Origin of the sequence: Butyrivibrio sp. DSM 10294, assembly GCF_028539135.1 — a bacterium.
Lineage (GTDB): Bacteria > Bacillota > Clostridia > Lachnospirales > Lachnospiraceae > Butyrivibrio.
Map to the genome: position 1 here is coordinate 114,974 of NZ_JANSWL010000087.1, position 19,361 is coordinate 134,334.

17 protein-coding genes are annotated in these 19,361 nt (G+C 45.3%); 1 reads left to right on the forward strand and 16 read right to left on the reverse strand.

Going from position 1 to position 19,361, the window contains the following annotated elements; genetic code table 11:
* Positions 1-4: 4 nt before the first annotated feature.
* The 8 genes from NXH67_RS14485 to infC form a co-directional block, all read right to left on the reverse strand.
* A complete protein-coding gene (locus NXH67_RS14485; RefSeq protein WP_272797837.1) occupies positions 5-937 on the reverse strand; it encodes a DUF1848 domain-containing protein in 933 nt (310 codons plus the stop codon).
* Positions 938-951: 14 nt separating this feature from the next.
* Entirely contained in the window at positions 952-1,413 is a 462-nt protein-coding gene (locus NXH67_RS14490; RefSeq protein ID WP_272797838.1) for a GNAT family N-acetyltransferase, read from the reverse strand.
* Positions 1,414-1,763: 350 nt separating this feature from the next.
* Entirely contained in the window at positions 1,764-4,157 is a 2,394-nt protein-coding gene (locus NXH67_RS14495; RefSeq protein WP_272797839.1) for an alpha-galactosidase, read from the reverse strand.
* A 15-nt stretch (positions 4,158-4,172) separates the two neighbouring features.
* Positions 4,173-4,736 (reverse strand): TetR/AcrR family transcriptional regulator, encoded by a 564-nt coding sequence (locus tag NXH67_RS14500; protein ID WP_272797840.1) that lies wholly within the window; start codon positions 4,734-4,736, stop codon positions 4,173-4,175.
* A 106-nt stretch (positions 4,737-4,842) separates the two neighbouring features.
* Complete coding sequence (locus NXH67_RS14505) at positions 4,843-6,282, reverse strand: aminoacyl-histidine dipeptidase (protein WP_272797841.1); 1,440 nt, start codon at positions 6,280-6,282, stop codon at positions 4,843-4,845.
* A 144-nt stretch (positions 6,283-6,426) separates the two neighbouring features.
* The gene (gene rplT / locus NXH67_RS14510) at positions 6,427-6,783 is read right to left on the reverse strand and encodes a 50S ribosomal protein L20 (protein WP_022777866.1); all 357 of its coding nucleotides are present in this window, start codon (positions 6,781-6,783) and stop codon (positions 6,427-6,429) included.
* Between the two features lie 63 nt (positions 6,784-6,846).
* Complete coding sequence (rpmI, locus tag NXH67_RS14515) at positions 6,847-7,047, reverse strand: 50S ribosomal protein L35 (protein WP_022777867.1); 201 nt, start codon at positions 7,045-7,047, stop codon at positions 6,847-6,849.
* Between the two features lie 84 nt (positions 7,048-7,131).
* A complete protein-coding gene (gene infC, locus NXH67_RS14520; RefSeq protein ID WP_022777868.1) occupies positions 7,132-7,683 on the reverse strand; it encodes a translation initiation factor IF-3 in 552 nt (183 codons plus the stop codon).
* A 284-nt stretch (positions 7,684-7,967) separates the two neighbouring features.
* On the opposite strand from infC, the gene NXH67_RS14525 reads away from it, so the two are divergent.
* Positions 7,968-9,872, forward strand: coding sequence for an N-acetylmuramoyl-L-alanine amidase family protein (locus NXH67_RS14525; protein WP_272797842.1), 1,905 nt, complete (start codon positions 7,968-7,970; stop codon positions 9,870-9,872).
* A gap of 91 nt (positions 9,873-9,963) precedes the next feature.
* Here NXH67_RS14525 and NXH67_RS14530 read toward each other — a convergent pair whose 3' ends face one another.
* From NXH67_RS14530 to NXH67_RS14565, 8 genes are all read right to left on the reverse strand, one after another.
* Positions 9,964-11,019: an ABC transporter substrate-binding protein gene (locus tag NXH67_RS14530; protein WP_272797843.1), complete on the reverse strand. Its 1,056-nt coding sequence runs from the start codon at positions 11,017-11,019 to the stop codon at positions 9,964-9,966.
* An 8-nt stretch (positions 11,020-11,027) separates the two neighbouring features.
* Positions 11,028-12,062 (reverse strand): ABC transporter permease subunit, encoded by a 1,035-nt coding sequence (locus NXH67_RS14535; RefSeq protein WP_022777871.1) that lies wholly within the window; start codon positions 12,060-12,062, stop codon positions 11,028-11,030.
* Complete coding sequence (locus tag NXH67_RS14540; RefSeq protein WP_022777872.1) at positions 12,063-13,148, reverse strand: ABC transporter permease; 1,086 nt, start codon at positions 13,146-13,148, stop codon at positions 12,063-12,065.
* A gap of 3 nt (positions 13,149-13,151) precedes the next feature.
* The gene (locus tag NXH67_RS14545) at positions 13,152-14,636 is read right to left on the reverse strand and encodes a sugar ABC transporter ATP-binding protein (protein ID WP_272798049.1); all 1,485 of its coding nucleotides are present in this window, start codon (positions 14,634-14,636) and stop codon (positions 13,152-13,154) included.
* Positions 14,637-14,799: 163 nt separating this feature from the next.
* Complete coding sequence (locus NXH67_RS14550) at positions 14,800-15,795, reverse strand: ABC transporter substrate-binding protein (protein WP_022777874.1); 996 nt, start codon at positions 15,793-15,795, stop codon at positions 14,800-14,802.
* 116 nt (positions 15,796-15,911) lie between these two features.
* On the reverse strand, positions 15,912-17,273 hold the full coding sequence (locus NXH67_RS14555) for a sensor histidine kinase (RefSeq protein WP_272797844.1): 1,362 nt from the start codon (positions 17,271-17,273) through the stop codon (positions 15,912-15,914).
* On the reverse strand, positions 17,273-18,889 hold the full coding sequence (locus NXH67_RS14560; protein ID WP_272797845.1) for a response regulator transcription factor: 1,617 nt from the start codon (positions 18,887-18,889) through the stop codon (positions 17,273-17,275). Before NXH67_RS14560 ends, NXH67_RS14555 begins: the two co-directional genes overlap by 1 nt.
* Positions 18,867-19,352, reverse strand: coding sequence for a VanZ family protein (locus NXH67_RS14565; RefSeq protein WP_442870189.1), 486 nt, complete (start codon positions 19,350-19,352; stop codon positions 18,867-18,869). Before NXH67_RS14565 ends, NXH67_RS14560 begins: the two co-directional genes overlap by 23 nt.
* Positions 19,353-19,361: the final 9 nt, after the last annotated feature.

Consider the following 19,361-nt stretch of genomic DNA (forward strand, 5'->3'; position numbering starts at 1 on the left):
TTGTCTATAGAAAATCAAATGTAAGCTGTCCATCGATCCAGCTCTCCTGCACAGCCTGATGGATCTCATCCTCCGGCCTTATATTACCTATCAAAAGTGGCGACTCCGGATCATGATTCTTCCTGTTATTGCGCACAGTCTGCTCATCATAATTGGCATAACAGTATCTGCACATATGAAGACAGGTGTTATACATTCCAATATCGTTTCCAAGGAAACAATCGCAGATAGCCCTGGTGTTTTTGTTCTTCGGAAAAGCCATTGTGTTATGTACTGCTTTTTCAAAGATCTCCTGAGTCATGCAGCCGCTGCAATCAGCTCCGAATTGCTCCAGCTCATTTCCCTCTCCGCAGGGTCTTAGCGTCATGCCGTGCTCTGCTGCAATCTTAACCATGTTCTCTCCAAGGTAGAGGCGATCTTTCTTCTCTATCGTCTTAGCCTCGGGAAAATTCTTTTTAACCTTCTGATACAGATCTATAAAGCTGATCACCGCAGTTTCGGTATATCCTTCAAGGGTCTTCGCAATCTCCGCAAACTTTTCAAGATGATATCCTACCGTGTACTTCTCATCAAGAAAAATAGGGTCATACCGCCATCCCATGGAATCCACCCCTGCAAATTCCGACAGCCTTTTGAAGGTCTCTGTCACCTCCGGGATTTCCGGTACATTTGGCTCAATGTCCCTTCCATAGCCCGTTATCGTCACGTACCAATATGTGCCGTAAGGTCTTAGCAGATCAAGATATTTCAGCATCGGCTCCGGATTCTTGGAACAGAAACTAAACAGATCCACCACAGAGGGATGGAGCACATACTTCGTAACATAGGTCATATTGTAAGGGTTTCTCACATAAACAAATCCCTCTCTCAACCTATTCGCAAACCAGTCCGCATAAAATGCGGGTATATCAGTACGGGATCCCGTCTGAATTATCATAGACTATTCCCCCATTACAACAGTTCCATGTTAATGGACTTCTCTGTGAAACCGCAGCTCCTGTACATCTCATAGGCAGCTCTGTTCCTGGCATTCACCTGAAGCTCGATTCCATCGGCATTTCGCTCTCTCTTAAGCTCTCTCACCTTGTCAAAAAAGAGATGACCGATTCCCTTGCCTCTATACTCGCTATCAACAGCCATGCTGTCTATAAAAACAACATCTCTCGTCACATTTGCCGGCGTTTCGATATGCCTGTAATCTATTCCCAGCACTCCGACAACTGCTCCATCCATATCCGCAACATAGAACCTGCCGCCTTCAAACAGCTCTTCAAACATCTCTTCGGTAAAAAAATTCTCATTCAGCCTGTAAATATCCGGCCTCCACTCCACATGCAATTCCTGCACCTGGTTCATGATCCTTCTTACCGCCTCAAAATCCGCCTTAGCAGCACTCCTTACTACAGCCCCCAAATTACATTGTCCTCCAAACGTATTACAAAAATCTTAGCATTGAAGAACATTCTATTCAAGCGCCTTTTCGGTATTCTTGCAATGATTTTAAACAATAATAATTGCTCTTCTTGCGGCTTCACATATACACCGGCTCTTCTCAGGTCGCGACGGCTGTGATCATGACAAAATCTGTCGATTTCGGGGTTGCGGAGTCGAGCCCCATGAATCAGGAGCGCCTTATGCACGAGTGATTCATGTCCGGGGCTTGGCGAAGCGTTTAGCACCGTGAGACAGATTTTGTCATGATCACAGCCGTCGCGGCCCGAGAAGAGCCGGGTCCGGGAAACCACTATGATTCAATTATTCGCTTACGCTTCTTCGAATACGTAGAGGCGCACATCCTCGGTGCGCATTATGCGGGTGTCTTGGTTGTAGCCGGTACCACTGAAGGAGGGATTCAGCGCTACTCCATGATTATTGAATGCCGCTCCTGTCGCCGTAACCTTCTGCTCCTCGCTGCTGACATTCACCACTCTGTCAATTATTGTATGCAGCAGCCCATCCTGCTTCACATGAACCGGAACCATCGTATTAACAAGACTTCCGAACTCCTTGACACTAAGAGGAACCACTCTGTTTCTCATATTGTAGACCTTGTCCTCAGCAAGTCCGACAGTCTTTAAGCATCTGTAATCATTGTTGGGCTTGGAATTTCTCTCCACAACAAAGGAAACAGCCTTCTTCTTATCCCTGCTGACAATGATATATCCATAGTCGGGAAGTCTGTAATAATCTCCGAACTGGAATACCTCTCTCCAATTCTTGTAGAACTCAACCTGCTCTGCAATAACCTTTTTATCAGACTCTGACAGATCGCAGAGATTGAGCTCATAGCCAAAGCAGCCCGCACAGGCAATCTCATACCTGGTCTCAAGGGGCGAATTGTTAAGTGTCTGATGATTAGGGCACGCAGAAACATGTGCTCCCACAGTGCTGGCGGGATATCCGTAGCTGTAGCCTCTCTGGATATCAAGTCTGCACATGGCATCCGTATCATCCGATCCCCAGATCTGAGGGAAATAGCACAGTATTCCAAGATCAAATCTGTTACCACCTGCAGAGCAGCCCTCGAACAGAATATCCGGGAAGCTCTGGGTCAGCTCCTTCATGATGCGATACAGTCCCAGATAATATCTGTGCATGAACTCGCCCTGTCTTCTCTCACCAAGGCTTGCTGAAAATCTGTCGGAAAAGATCCTGTTCATATCCCACTTAACGTAGGAAACCTTACCTGCAGAAAATACCCTCTTCATGGACTCTATAACATAGTCCTGAACCTCAGTCCTTGTAAGGTCAAGGTTCATCTGGTTTCTTCCCTTGGAATGGGGCTTACCCGGAATCTGTACAGCCCAGTCCGGATGCGCTCTGTAAAGGTCAGAATCCTCATTTACCATCTCAGGCTCTACCCAGATACCGAACATCATTCCAAGATTCGTTATCTTATCAGCAAGCTCCTGAATTCCTCCGGGGAGCTTCTTCTTATTCTCGTACCAGTCGCCAAGTGATCTCTTATCATCGTTTCTTACGCCGAACCAGCCATCGTCCATGACAAAAAGCTCGATTCCGCACTTCTTAGCCTCTTTTGCAAGAGCCACAAGTGACCCCTGGGTAAAGTTAAAATACGCGGCCTCCCAGCTGTTAATAAGAATCGGTCTCTCCTTGTCGCGCCAGGTTCCTCTTACCACATGCTTTCTTACGAACTCATGCATGTTGATGCTCATGGCATTCATGCCCCTGCCGGAAAAGGTCATAACCGCCTCCGGAGTCTCGAAGCTATCCCCGGGGCCAAGAAGCCAGGAGAAGCTGTTAGGCTGAATACCGCATACAAACCTGCTCATATTTACGCCGTTGGAAGAAAGAGCTTCGTAGTGATCTCCGCTGTAGATAAGGTTAAATCCATAGCACTCACCGTGCTCATCATCCGCATCGATATCACTTACAATAACAAAAGGATTGGATCTTGATCCTGACTCTCCGGCATTAAGCTCCTCGCATACAACCTTGCCGCCTGTGCAGACAGATTCGTGCTTGCCCATCTCATTGGCCCATCTTCCATGGAAGGAAGTCATTTTATAAGCGGGACGATTAAAGTCGATCTGGGTGCTGAGGAGTCTGTCGATCACCACCGCTTTGTCGCTGTCGTTATATACGATCGCACTTCTGGTGATCACATCGATGCTCTCAAACACCGAATAGATCAGCATCAGCCGCACATTGTACTGTTTATCCTTAAGTACGATAAAAAGCTGCTCATCCGCCTCATAGGAAGAAGGAAGAGTCTCCAGCATTGCCTTACCTTTTTTTACCTCAAAATTCTCAAAGGTAAAGTCCACAGTCTTGGAGCCGTCTGCATAGGTAAGCTCAACGAAAGGCTCTCTGATATCGCCTTTACCAAAGGAAGACATCTCGAGATTAAGCTGCTCAAGGAATACACCACTGAACTCATCAGAGTACACATTCATGTTTCCGCCGCCAAAGAAGTGCTTGGGGGCAACAGCATCAGCTACTTTCTCGATGCCCTCCTTGCCAAGCTCTGTTACTTCCTCACACTTGCCGCTCTCCATGGCTTTTTTTACTCTCTCCTTGGAAAAAAGAGATCCACCGTAATGGATATGCTCCAAGTGCCCCGAATCCAGCTTTCTGAACATATATGAAGTGCCGGCTGTCTGAAGTAAAAATAAATGTCCGTCTGCGTAGATCATTGACTACCCTCCCTGTTACTTAACTCTAAGTCCGTTGATAACGATATCGATCATCTCATTAAGAGCCTCTTCATAGCTAAGGTTCGTGTCTGAAAGATCCTCACAACTAAGGAATCTCTCGATGGCTCCCTCAATCATCAGCTTCACAATTCCAAGAGGTACCTTTCTGATAAGGCCCTGCTCCATTGCCTTGACCAGGAGCTTATCCGTCTCCTCCCAGTCTGTCTCAATCCTGTGTGCTACCTTCTGGTAAACAAGAGGATACTTCTCCTTGAGCTGATATACTCTTCTGAAATCGATATTCTTATAATTATCGGGAAGGCAGACGATCAGTTTGGAGATCTTCTCCACAAGATCAAGACTGTCGTCCGCAAGAACCTCTGCTTCCTTTCTCTTGATAGCAGAGAATCCGTAATCTACTGTGGCAAAAAAGAGTTCATTCTTATCCTCAAACTCTTTATAAATGGTCTTCTTGCTGATATGAAGCTCCTTGGAAATATCGTCCATTGTAAACTTCATACCCTTTTTGTTGAACTGGTTTATAACGGAATCCATTATCATCTGTCTGATTTCATTCACTACTTGTAACCCTCCTATAGATGTACGGGGACACGCCAAGGCATGTCCCACGAATTAAATTGTACGGTGACACGCCAAGGCATGTCTCACGAATTAAATACCCCAATTAGGCAAGAACTGCCTTTAAATACTCCCATACATTCTTTGTTGAAGCCACAGAAAGCCTCTCCTTGGCTGAGTGGATATCCTGCATGTCAGGTCCGATGGAGATGCAGTCAAGGTCATCAATCTTCTCACTTAAAAGACCGCACTCAAGACCTGCGTGGATTGCCATAACCTGAGGTTTTTTGCCGTACATTTTCTCGTAAACGGATACCATATGGTCTCTAAGCTCTGACTCCTGTCTGAACTTCCATCCGGGATACTCTCCGCTGATCTCGTAGCTTCCGCCAAATACTGTGGTGATGGAAGTAACCTTCCTCATAAGTGCCTTCTTGGAAGAACCTACGCTGCTTCTTACTGACTGATCGATTGTAACCTTCTCCTCATCGCACTTGATGATTCCAAGGTTAAGTGATGTCTCCACAAGTCCCTCGACAGAAGAACTCATAGCCTGTACTCCGTCAGGCATTGCACAGATTGCGGTAAGAACCTTTTTGGTGTCCTGGGGAGTAACTGCGCTCTGCTCCGCTGACTCAGCAACTTCGGATACTGCGATATCAAGGCCGGGATCCTTCACCTCAAGCTCACCCTGCACGTCCTTAAGGGTAACTCCTACGCTCTTAACAAAAGCATCAACGTCTTCTGCATTCACAAGAACAAGAGCTGTAGCTGTGGAAGGAATAGCATTATCGGCAACACCGCCTTCGATAGTAACAAGCCTTACGTCTACATCATCCAGCGCCTCCAAAAGAGTTCTTGCAAGAATAATATTCGCGTTACCTCTTCCGCACTTGATCATCTCTCCTGAGTGTCCGCCCTGAAGTCCGGAAATATCTACCTTGAGAAGATTACCAACAAAGCTCTCTCTCTTAAGAGGGAACTGGGAATAGATCCTTGCGCCGCCTGCGCAGCTAACGATAAATGCTCCCTCTTCCTCGTTGTCGATGTTGATGAGCTGCTTGCCCTTAAGATCTGAAAGGTCAATTGCTGCTGCTCCGAACATACCTGTCTCTTCATTGGTTGTTATTACAACCTCCAGCGGAGGATGAGGAATGTCCTTGGAATCAAGAAGTGCAAGACAGTATGCAACCGCAATTCCGTCGTCGCCGCCAAGGCTGGTTCCCTCTGCCCATACGAACTCACCGTCTGTGGCAGTGCGAAGACCCTCAGTCTTCATATCAATGTCACAGTCATCATTCTTAACCGCAACCATATCCATATGGCCCTGAAGAATAACAGGCGCCTTGTCCTCGTAGCCTGCGCTTCCGGGAGCCTTGATTATTACATTGAGTTCGTCGTCGCGGCGTACCTCAAAACCTCTCTCCTTTGCAAAAGAAACAAGATAATCACTGATCTTCTGAAGATTCCCGGAGCCATGCGGAATCCTGCAGATCTCCTCGAAGAAATGAAATACTTCCCTGGGCTCTAAATTCTCAAATGCCATAATTATTCCTCACTTTGTATTTATGTTAATTTTTGTAAAATTCCACTAAAAATGGAGTATCGAAGGACTCGATACTCCATAATAATACTCTAAAAAAACTATTTAATCAATGAAAGTTTCCCAAATAAAACTTGTAATTTTCGATTAAGCAATTTTCTCTTTTGCAAGCTCTGCAAGTGTCTTGAATCCATCAGGATCGTTAACTGCAAGCTCAGCAAGCATCTTTCTGTTGATGTCTACGCCTGCAAGCTTAAGACCATGCATCATGTTGCTGTATGAAAGACCATTGATTCTAGCTGCAGCATTGATACGTGTGATCCAGAGAGATCTCATATCTCTCTTCTTCTGCTTACGTCCAGCAAATGCTGAAGTAAGTGCTCTCATAACTGACTGCTTAGCTACTCTGTACTGCTTGGATCTTGCTCCTCTGTAGCCCTTTGCAAGCTTTAATACTCTTTTATGCTTCTTCTTGGCATTTAATGCGCCTTTAACTCTTGCCATCTTAAATTCCTCCTAAAATTCTAATAAACTAAACCGGAAATACATCTTCTATAACGCTGAGAATTAAGCGTAAGGAAGGATGCTCTTCATTGTCTTTACATTTGTAGCGTCAACAAGTCCGGCATGTCTGAGATTTCTCTTTCTCTTTGTGGACTTCTTTGTTAAGATGTGGCGCTTATACGCTTTGTTTCTCATGAGCTTGCCAGTTCCTGTAACCTTGAATCTCTTGGCAGCAGCTCTCTTTGTCTTCATCTTTTGCTGCATAACTAAATCCTCCTAATTCTTCACTTAAGTCTTATGATAGATAAATATCATAGATTTATCTTTAACCAGGTATGTGGCTAAAAATCAATTCTTCTTCTCGGTAAGGAACATGGTCATACTACGTCCCTCAACCTTGGGCTGCTTCTCAACAACCGCTACATCTGCCAGGGCCTCTGCAAAGTCAGTAAGAATGTGAACGCTGGCACCCATATGAGCCATCTCTCTTCCGCGGAAACGAAGAGTGATCTTAACTCTGTTTCCTTTCTCAAGGAACTTCTTGGCTGCATTGACCTTGGTATTAAGGTCGTTGGTGTCGATGTTGGGAGAAAGTCTGATCTCCTTGATCTCAACAGTCTTCTGTTTCTTTCTTGCTTCCTTCTCCTTGCGAAGCTGCTCATACTTGAACTTACCGTAATCAACAACTCTGCAAACAGGTGGCTTGGCTGTGGGAGCGATCATTACAAGATCAACACCCTCATCGTCAGCGATCTTCCTTGCATCCTGGATTGACATAACACCCAGCTGATCCCCTTCGATACCAATTACACGTACTTCCTTAGCTCTGATCTGGTCATTAATAAATAACTCGCTAATGGCTTTATCCTCCGATAAAATAAAAAAAGTGGATACTCGCATGTATCCACTGAAAATCTAAGTCAATCAATTCTCATGATCTGAGAAGATTTGAAAAGATATTAACCACTACTGGCGAAGCCGCAGGGTGAGAGTGGATACTCTGCTTTGTTTTCAAATACTGAGATAATATAACACAGATAAATATATGTTGTCAACACCAAACTTAAAATTTTTTACTAACTAAAGGTTAATGTTATTTCGTTTAAATCTCGCTTAAAATTTAGGAAGTGGCGCTTCTTGTATTGCCATTATAACAAATTTTCTTATAGGAAAGGTGGGATTTTATGAGAAAGATATTCTTAACAAGGTTACTGGCCGCAGCATTGTGTACAGGCCTTATTTTACAGCCCGTGACTGCTTATGCCTCACAGTCTGCTGATGAGGAAATTACAGAACAGGTAGTTCTTGAAGAGGTTTTAGAGGAAACTGCGCCAACCAATTTGCCTGCAGAACCGGATGAAGTCAGAGACCCTATGCCCGGTGTGACACAGCTGCCGTCACTTACCGGTGTGCGACTTGAAGGAAATCTTTTGTATTGGGATCCTTTCCCTGATACCCCCTTATATTGGCTTGATGTAGGTGATAAGAGAGAATATTTATCTGATGAGAGCATGCCATGTGATCTGTCTGTACTCTTCCATGACACCTTTAAATTGGATCCGGGATCCTATACCCTGCAGTTCTATGCAATAAATTGGGATGGTTACAGGAGCAGTGAAGTTAGTGAGCTTGAATATACATATACCCCAAAAAAAACTCCTGTTAAAAATGTAAACATCACGACTAATGCCAAACAGCTCCTTATAGACGGCGCCGTGAAAAGGGGGCCGGTTGTTATCACCACAGATAATCAGGCACTTAGCGTACAATACTCTTATTGGTTCAAAGTTCTTTCTAACGGATATTCACGCACTTATGATGATTCGGTTTTCACTCCCGGAACTTATAATTTCACATGTATGGCCGTTATTAATGATGCATATAAAGATACCTTCGAGATAGATGAAAACATAACGATTACAATTGACGGAGTAGCTTGTACCCCTTATGACAGGATAACCAGTACTGAAAACCCCGTTTACTTCTTCAGATCCGGCAACTATGAAGTAAAAGAGATTCCCAAGATCAATAATCTTCGCGTTGAAGGAGATCTTTTGTATTGGGATCCGGTGAAGGATGCGTCCTCATACAGACTTGATATAGGCGCACATATTAATTATCTTACAGAGGATGATATGCCCTATAACCTGAAAGATGCTTTTAGCAAGACCGAACTGATATCAGGTGATTATACAATTTATTTCTCTGCACTTAATCAGAACAATGAGAGAATCACGAACGTATATGAGCTTAATTATACATATAATAATAGGACTCTCATTGATAGCATCTCAGTATCTACTGATGCCAAAGATCTTTTGAAAGACGGAAATGCCAGAACAAAAGCAAAGATAACAAATGAAGAGAACCCTGAAGTAACCGTGAATTTCTATAACTGGCGCAAAGTATCAGAAGATGGAACAGAAAAAGACTTCTATGATAAGACCTTTACCCCCGGAAAATACAGATTTGAATTAGCTGTTTATCTTAATGCATCCTATGTTGACAAATATGAGCTGGATGAAAACACACAGCTTGTTATTGACGGAGTAGCTGTGAAATCCCATAATCAGATAAACAGCTATGGCAAATATATTATGTATTTCTATTCTCCATACTTTGAGATAGAAGTACAGCCTGAACCCGTTAGCGGCAGGTGGTTTGTGAAATATGGCGCAACGTACTATGAATTATCCACAGGTGAACTGGCTACCGGAGTTCTTGTAATTGATGGAGATTATTATCTGTTCAACAAAAGAGGCGTTCGTCAGACAGCCACTTTCTATGAGGATGATGGAAAGACTTACTACTTCGGAAAAGATGGCAAGAGAATTACAGGCTGGATGACCAAGTGGGCATCAACCTACTACTTTGACGAAGATGGTGTGATGCAGACAGGCTTCACAGATATTGATGGTGATACCTATTACTTCAAAGCAGATGGCAGACAGGTACATACCGCCTGGATTACCATCGCTGATAAAAAATATTATGCTAAGTCCGACGGAAAAATTGCAAAATCTGAGACCATAACTAAGTGGGGCAAGAAGTACAGCTTTGATGCAGACGGAGTATTGATATCAAAATAAAATAAAAAAGTTGCTATAAAAAATGCGGCTCAGGGATCCAATCTGCCTGATTGAATCTCCGGGCCGCCGTCTTTATACACATATCTATTAATTATGGTTTCTCTACAGTGTAAGTCTTGTCGTCTACAGTGACAGCTGTAACGTCAGGAATTGAGCTGTATATCTTCTCATCAACATAATTGAACTTATCGGGCTGTTCTCCCCTTTCAAGAGCCTTGATAAGAGCATCAACCCTTGGTCCGTGCATGGGATTGCATTCAGCGATGCAGGATATCTTGCCCTCTCTTGCGTAGCTCAGTGCCTGCTCATTAACTCCGTCAAAGGAAACCACCATGACCTCACCGGACTTAATATTGGAGCCGACTCTTTTGCCGGCATTCTCAAGAGCGGTTATAGCTCCGATAGCCTCATTGTCATTCTCACAGTAAACCACATTGATGTTGTCAAAACGCTTGAGAAGAGCCTCCATTACCTCCTGGGCCTTGGCCTCGGTGAAATCTCCCGACACCTCTTCCATCAGATCCCAGCCATAGTCTCTTGCTGCGTTGGCTAGTCCTCTGGTTCTTCCGATCTGGGCTGTATTACCTATTGTTCCCTGGATATTTACTATATGAAGATCCTCAGGTGCAACTCCGCATTTGGTAGTGTAGGCATTGATCCAGGCAGTTATCTTCTTGGCCTCCAGTTCAAAATCCGAGCCCACCCAGCAGGAATACAGATTCTTGTCTGAAGCATTCACTCTTCTGTCCACTATGATGACCGGAATATGCGCCTCTCTGGCCTCCGAGAGAACCGATTCCCACCCGTCCTCATTGGCAGGGGCCAGAACTATATAGTCCACATCCTGCTGAATAAAGGTTCTGATGGCGGTTATCTGATTGGCCTGCTTCTGCTGTCCGTTTTTATAGACCAGAGAGTAACCGTTTTCCTCGGTGAAGGTTCCCAGCATCGAATTGGTATTGGCACTCCTCCAGTCGGATTCTGCCCCCAACTGAGAGAAGCCGACCGTTATTAACGTGTCGGCTTTTGATGTACTACTGCTTAAGTCTGCGGCTTCATCGGAGGAAACAGTGTTTCCTCCGCAGCCGTACATTATGCTTATTGTTAAAAGAAATACTACTGCAAATATAGATAGGTATTTTTTCATATTCCCCGTCAGCCTTTAAGAGCTTTCTTTTTCTGAGCCATTACTACGCTCTGGATAATAAGGAAGAGGCACAGCATCGCAGCGATGGTGATTCCTGTCCACCAGGCATCGTCAAGGCCTGCGGATGCAACTATGTTCTGGATCGTACTAAGTGACAGTACGCCGAACAGAGTTCCGATGATATTACCTACACCACCTGTCAGCATTGTTCCGCCGATGATGGAGGAGGCAATTGCGTTCATCTCCATACCCATTGCATGGCTGGCAGCTCCCGAACCAACATGAAGGAAGTATACATAGCCTCCGATTCCTGCAAGAAGGCTGCAGATAAGGTGAGACAGGAACTTGGTGCGCTTAACGTTGATTCCCATCATCAGAGCACTCTGCTTGTTTCCGCCAACTGCGTAGAAGCTTCTTCCCAGTCTGGTCCATCTGAGTACCACAAACAATAATACCACAATTAAAAGAGCTACGATCACACCAATTTCGACATATGCAGGAACATAAATACCTTTTTTGTTAACAGATCCCATGAAAGGCACATTGATTCTTGTGAGCTTCAGGGCTGTGAACTCCGGATCCTCTACATTGAAGGGTGCGGTATTAACGATTGTTGTCATACCTCTTGCAAAGAACATACCTGCAAGTGATACGATAAAGGGCTGAATATCAAGATAAGCAACAAGGAAACCCTGAACCAGGCCGTAGGCAAGACCGATACCAAGTGCAATAAGGATCGATCCCAGAATGCTGCCATCGTGATAATCGAGGTAAACTGCGCAGCACATGGAAACCAGTGCCACAACGCCGCCAACGGAGATATCGATACCGCCACAGATCATTACAAGGCTCATTCCGCAGGCAGTAATAATAAGTGAAGCGTTGGCATTAAGGATGTTAAAGAACATCTGGGGCTTGGTGAAACCGCCGCCCTGGAACAAAATAGCTCCAATATACATAAGGAAGAAGATGACTATTGTAATGGTAAGGAGCAGATTAGTATCACTTATCTTGTTAAAAATACTGTCTCTCTTAAGTTTCATTTATGCCACCCCCTTCTTCGGAGCAACCTTTTTGACAAGGTTACCCATGTACTCTCTTACCTTGGGAGCAGAGAATACAACAAGGAGAATAACTACAACAGCCTTATAAGCTGCCAGCGCATCTGACTGAACATTGAACTTATAAAGGGTTGTGGTAAGGAACTGAATAACATATGCGCCCAGGATTGAAGCCCACATATTGAACTTACCGCCTGAAAGAGCATTGCCGCCAAGAGCAACCGCAAGGATCGCATCCATTTCGATATCCTTAGCGATAACTGAATAGTTGATGGTTGAAAGACGGCTAACCTTGATAAGAGCTGCAACTGCAACGCAAAGACCAAGGATTACAAAGGCAAGGAACTTAACAAAAGTAGGGTTGATACCGTTAAGTCTTGCTGAGCTCTCGTTGATACCTACTGCCTGTGTGTATAGTCCCAGGTTCGTGAACTTAAGAACAAGGGCGATTATCACCATGCAAAGAGCTGCAATAAATACAGTTGTAGGAATCGGAATGCCCGGAATAAATCCGCCGAAGTATGAGAACTTGGGATCCGGAACAATGGGAAGCTCGTTATTGTTGATCCAGGCTGCAATGGAACGACCTGCAGTAAACAGGATCAGTGTTGCGATCATGGGCTGGATCTTGAATACAGAAACCAGAAGTCCGTTAAAGGCTCCACACAGCATACCAACGATGCAGGCAATCAAGAATGCCACAATTATGGGGGCCTGAATGGTCTCAGGTCTTGAATTGCCGCCGCAGAGTATGCGAAGCATTGCAGATCCCGCAATGGCTATTGTGGCGCCGACGGAAATGTCCTGTCCTCCGGAAGCTGCCGTTACCAGTGTCATTCCTATTGCCAGGATTGCCAGCTCTGAGCCGTAATCCAGGATTGTTATTAAATATCCGGAAAGAACCGGGTTGCCGGCATTGTTAAATCCGGCTGTGATCTTGAAAAACATAGGATCCGAGATCAGGTTTATTACCGCAAGAAGAATAAGTGCAAGAAGCGGAATAAAGAGCTGATTCGATGTAAGCCTTTTTATAAAGCTCTGATCCTTTTTCTTTTTTGTATCTGACATACCTTACTCTCCTCCTGCGATAGTACTCATAATATTGTTCTGGGTGAGATTCTCTCCGGAAAGCTCACCTACAACCTTCCTATCGCGCATAACTACAAGTCTTGAACAGGTTCTGAGCATCTCATCGGTCTCTGATGAAATGAAGGTAACACTCATACCCTCCGATGCCAGCTCCAGAACCAGCTTTTGAATATCAACCTTGGTTCCTACGTCGATTCCTCTTGTAGGCTCATCAAGAATAAGATATTCGGGATGCATCAAAAGCCATCTTGCAAGAATAACCTTCTGCTGATTTCCTCCGGACAGTGATTTGATTGGAGTGTCCGCAGAAGCGGTCTTGATATTGAGCTTCTTGATATACTCCTCGGCGAAGGCATTGGCCTTGGCCTTACTAAAGGGCTTGAAGAATCCTGTAAGCACCTGAAGGGCCAGAATGATATTGTCTCGTACGGAAAGATCCCCAATAATTCCGTCTATCTTTCTGTCCTCAGGAAGATAAGCTATACCGTTCTTCATAGCATCCAATGGATTGCTGATCTTAACCTCTTTGCCATGGACCTTAACCTTACCGCCCAGCACTCTGTCAGCTCCGAAAATAGCTCTTACACACTCGCTTCGGCCGGAACCCAGAAGACCTGTAAAGCCGTTAACCTCACCCTTTTTGATGTAAAAATCAAAGGGCCTTATGCCGGCATTACTCTGAAGGCCTTTGGCTTCAAATACAACCTCTCCGGCGTCGCTTCCGGAATAAGCTGCGCTCTCTCCCTTGATATCAGAGAGATCATCCATCTCCTTACCAAGCATCTTGGCAACCAGCTGAACTCTGGGAAGATCCTTGATCTCATACTCACCTACCAGCTGGCCGTCACGAAGAACCGTGATCTTGTCACAGACCTCATATACCTGATCCAGGAAGTGAGTAACGAAGATAATTCCAACTCCCATTTTCTTAAGGTCTCTCATCAGTTCAAAGAGCTTGTCAACTTCCTGCTCATCCAGTGAGGAAGTAGGCTCGTCCAGAATAAGAACCTTACAATCCATATCTATAGCTCTGGCAATGGCCACCATCTGCTGAACTGCTATGGAGCAGCTGCCTAGCTGCTGTGTGGCGCTTGCCGGGATATCCAGTTTTTTAAGAAGTTTATCGGCGTTCTCATTCATCTGTTTCCATTTAGTAATGGCACCTGTCTCACGACCGATAAACATATTTTCTGCCACCGTAAGATTGGGGCAGAGTGTAATTTCCTGATATACGGTACTGATACCGTACTTCTGAGCATCCTGAGGTGAATGGATCTGAACTTCTCCCTGTCCCTCCAGCTCAATGGCTCCTGCGTCCTTGGTGTAAACACCTGTCAGAACCTTGATAAGTGTTGATTTTCCGGCGCCGTTTTCCCCCATCAGGGCATGGATCTCGCCTTTGTTCAAGGTGAAGTCCACATTCTGAAGTGCCCGCACCCCGGGAAATGATTTGTTGATGCCTCGCATCTTCAGGATTGTCGTATCGCTCACTTTTTACTCTCCTCGCCTTTTGTTTAAAAAAGACGCGGCAGACACTGCCGCCGCGCCTTGTGTAAAGCTATATTGGACTAGACCAGTTTATCGTTTTAAACGATACACGCATGACTGTTACTTCGAATCCCAATATCGTTTAAATTCCGTAGTTGTCTACATCTTCCTGTGTGATTGTTGTAGCATCGAAGCCCTTCTCGTCCATGATGATGGTCTTCTGTGAAAGTGTTCCGCCACCCTCAAGAGTCTTGATGATGTCGTCGATGTAGCTAGCCTGGAAAGGATTGCACTGTCCATCGTAGTTCCAGTTCTGAGCAAGAAGCTCTTCAAGAGCCCACTTGTTGCAGTCAAAGCCCATAACAACAACGTCCTTGCCAACACCGTGTGTGATTCCGGCTGCATCAAGAGCTGCAACAGCGCCCTTAGCCATGTCGTCGTTCTCAGCGTAGATTACGTTGAAAGGTGTGCCTGCATCGATAACTGACTGAACGATCTGCTGTGCCTTCTCTGCGTTCCACTCAGCTGTCTGCTGCTTAACGATGTTCCAGTTGCCTTCTGCTGCAACCTTGGTATCAAGTGCTCCGGATCTTCCCTGCTGAGCAGCTGATCCCATAACACCCTGAATGTGAATTACGTTGTACTCTGAAAGGTTCTGACCTGCAAGCCAGTCAACTGCTGTCTGGCCTTCCTTAGCCATGTCAGATACGATTGATGCCTCGTAAAGGCTTGAATCTGCATCGATTGTACGGTCGAAAAGGATAACCTTAACGCCTGCTGCCTGAGCATCCTTAAGAACTGAATCCCAACCCGCTGTATCAGCTGCAGATAAAAGAAGATAATCAACATCATCCTGGATAAAGGTCTGAGCGTACTGAATCTGCTCATCGTTCTTCAAGCTGTAAGCAAATGATGCATCATAGCCGTTCTCCTTGGTGAACTTAGCCTTAAGGTCTGCATCGTTAGCTGTACGATAACCTGACTCGTTAGGATCGTTGTTGATGATACCAACCTTGATGAGTCCGCCCTCTCCGCCTGATGTCTTTGCTGTCTCTGTGCCTGCTCCGCTATTTCCGCAAGCTACAAGGCCAAAGGCCATTACAGATGCCAATACTGCTGCTAAAAACTTTTTCTTCATGTTAACCCTCCTGAATAAATTATTATTCTTGTAAGGACCATTCCTTACATAACTAATATTCTAAAGATATGAAGAAAAAGCACCATTAAATAAACAACGAAGATATGTTGATTTTTTTATGAATTATTTATTTTGTTTGATTTTTCTACGATTCCGGTTGAGATTTTCGGGAGCCTTATCATAACTTCGGTGCCCTCTCCCTGAGTACTCTCAATGGTTATGCCATAGTTCTCGCCGTAGTTAAGTCTGATTCTCTCATTAACATTGTAGAGACCGTATATTGCGCCGCTTCCGGGTTCGTCTCCGGACAGAGCCTTCCTGACTTCCGATAGTCTCTCAGCACTCATGCCGATTCCATCATCCACAACTCTAAGGAGCATGGTATTTTCCTCATCAATGCCCATAACGGATATCTTGCCCAGTGCCCTTCTGTTCTTGATCCCGTGGTACAGGGCATTCTCAATCACGGGCTGCAATGTGATCTTGGGAATAGAACAGTCATACAGAGATTCCGGCACATTGATCTCATAGCTTAAGATATCCTGATATCTGATCTGCTGAATCTCCAGATAGCTTCTGACATGCTGAAGCTCATCCCTGACAGACACAATCTCCTTGCCCTTGTTAAGAGAGGCTTTGAAAAAGTCAGAGAGACTTCCCACCATGTTAACGACCTGAGTCTGATTGCCTGCTTCCGCAGACCATACAATGGCATCAAGAGTATTGTATAGAAAGTGAGGATTGATCTGGGCCTGCAGTACTTCAAACTCAGCCTTTCGAAGCTTCTTCTGCTCCTCTATAACCTGTTCCTCTATAGGTCTTGTGATCCACATGGGTCCCACAACTGAAACACCGATAATAGCAAAAAGGATTATGAAAAACAGCGCAATGGACATCTTGGCGGTGTTGAGATAGAGCTCCCTGTTGTCTGCCTGCGCGCTCTGTATCTGTTTGTTTTCATAATAGATATATTCGTTGACGGTCTCCTGTAAAAGAGCTGTAACTATCTGAACGTCATTCTCCCAGATCGTCATATTCTTCTCATACCGGTTGCCGTCCTCGAGATTGGCCTCTATCTTGTCTATGTAGCCGGAGAGGTTGCTGAGATACTTCTTGGCGTTCTCAATTCTCTTGATATTGTCCGGAGTGTCCGTATAATCTTCAAGACTGTCAACTACTCTTCCCGCGTCTCTTAACAGTTCAGGTATTCTGGATTCCTCCGGAGTCACATTTCCAACAATAAGAAGATAGGTCTCGTAGTCGAAATCCTCCTTGAAGTCCAGACTGAACTCACTGGCTGCCACAACAGAGCTCAGCATCTTGTTGTATCTCTCATTCACCAGCCGGAGATTGTAGAAGGCAAAGACCATGAAGATGATACTGGGCAAAAGAAGTACCAGGTACGAGATACGGATCTGGCTTGCCAGCCTTGATTTATTCTGTTTTCTTTTTCCCGATCCTTCCGGTGCCTTAGCCATTAACCTTCCTCCGGATGCATTGCCCCTCTGTACTGGGTTGTGGTGACACCCTGCGTCTTTTTAAACAAAAACGAAAAATAGTGCGGATCCTTATAGCCCACAAGAAGTCCCACTTCGTTGCTCCTTTTGGAGGTTGAAAGAAGAAGCTCCTTGGCCTTTTCCATCCTGAAATCCGTGAGATATTTGATGAAGGGCTGTCCCGTCTCCTGTCTGAACACTGCGCTTAAGTGATTCGGTGAGAAATTCACCACAGCCGCCAGCTGATTAAGCGACAGCTCATCCTCAGCATAGTGCTCTTCGATGTATTCAATAACCTGATTGACCACATCGCGGTAGCTTCCCGCCGCAGTCTTTTTTCTCAGGTCTATAGCCTTGTTTACGATATTGATCAGATAGTCGCAGGTAGTCTTCTCATCGGCCATCAGCTCTGCTGTAGGAATGGAAGCATCAATTTCGCTTCTTGAGAGCTTAAGCTCCGATTCGGCAAACTCAGCCACACAGAAGTACACATCCATAGCGATATACTGTCTGAGCATGGTTGATTTCATGGCATTTTTGCCCATGCCTCCGAAGAACTCCGCCATGAAAAACTCTGTCTCGCTCTCATCACCTCTTCGAAGGAATTCCCTTATAAGCCTTCTGTCAATGTGCTTGGGATCCACCTCCGACAGGATGACATTATCCTTGCCAAAGTCAAGCTTCTCCTCCGAGCCGTATAAAAAGTCGCTGTCAGAAGACAGATACTGATGGGCAAAAGCGCGGCTTGCCCAATTAAAGACCGCCGGGATATCCGTAAGTCTCTCTGCGCTCTGACCTACGCCGCCGTAATATCTTATATGCTTGTACTTAGCAAAAGCTTCCTTCATCTCAGAAAGGGCGCTGCTGATATTGCCGCTAAGCTCTTCCTCAGAATCCGCTCTGAACAAAATAGCCTTGCCTTCAAGATTAAGATCGAATACAAGCGCATTATATCTTGCTGCGATCTCATCTATCTTCTCCTCCACCTTAACAACGCTTCCGGAATACTCTCCGGCATCATGTCTGGTGGACCAGATCTTAACAAGAACTATGTTATAGCGAAGGGCCAGGATATTTATTGACAGCTTCTTGGCTCTGTCAAGGATATAGGTAAGCGGTCTTCCGCCTGTGACAAGGTCCTTGAAAAACTCCTGCTTATCCAGCTGCGCCTTCTCCTTCATATCCTGCTCATAGCGAAGGGCAGCCTCCTTCTCTTTTCTCTTTTCTATTATCTTGTCTGCCACATGGTCTATCTCAGTAAGGAGATTGCGGCCGCTGATGGGCTTGGACAGATAGGATGCGACTCCTATTCTGATAGCCTCCTTGGCATACTCAAAATCCTCATAACCTGTGAGCAGTATTATCTCTATTCCGGGGAATTCCGCCTTGACCATACGGCTGAGAGCCAGCCCGTCCATAAAAGGCATTCTGATGTCAGTAATAAGAATATCCGGCTGAAGTTTCTGAATCATGGAGAAGGCAAGCTCTCCATCGCCTGCCTCTCCGCAGAATTCATAGCCGTGTTCACCCCAATTGATGTTATTTTTGATTCCCTCTCGGATGACGAACTCATCCTCAGCAAGAAACACCTTTAACATGCTTTTTTCTACCCTTTTCTTTATCCTTCTCCCCGTGGTTGGAAAGTGGCCGGAATATGGTCATCCTGCCTGTCCATCCCACAATACGGGTAACAATAACCCCAAGAATCACTCCGCAGCTGTCGATGAACACATCTCTTTTCTGAGGGCTTCTGCCGTCGATAAAGGACTGATGGTATTCATCAAGACAGGCAAATCCTATACAGAAAGTCCCGGCGGACAACACCAGCCATATTCCCCTGACCCCATATACATATAGGGGAAAGGCCACCGATACCGCAAGTAAGAAATACTCGGTAAAATGCGCCGTCTTTCTGATATAGAACTGCAGGTTTTCCGACAGGAGGCTGATATGCTCAGCGGACCAGCCCTTGTCGAAGGTGTCATTGGCCACCGTGAGGACCTTGACTCCCACTTCGTAGCTAAGGCGGCTGCTCTCATATCCATCCTGCTCGGAAAACATAAATATCAA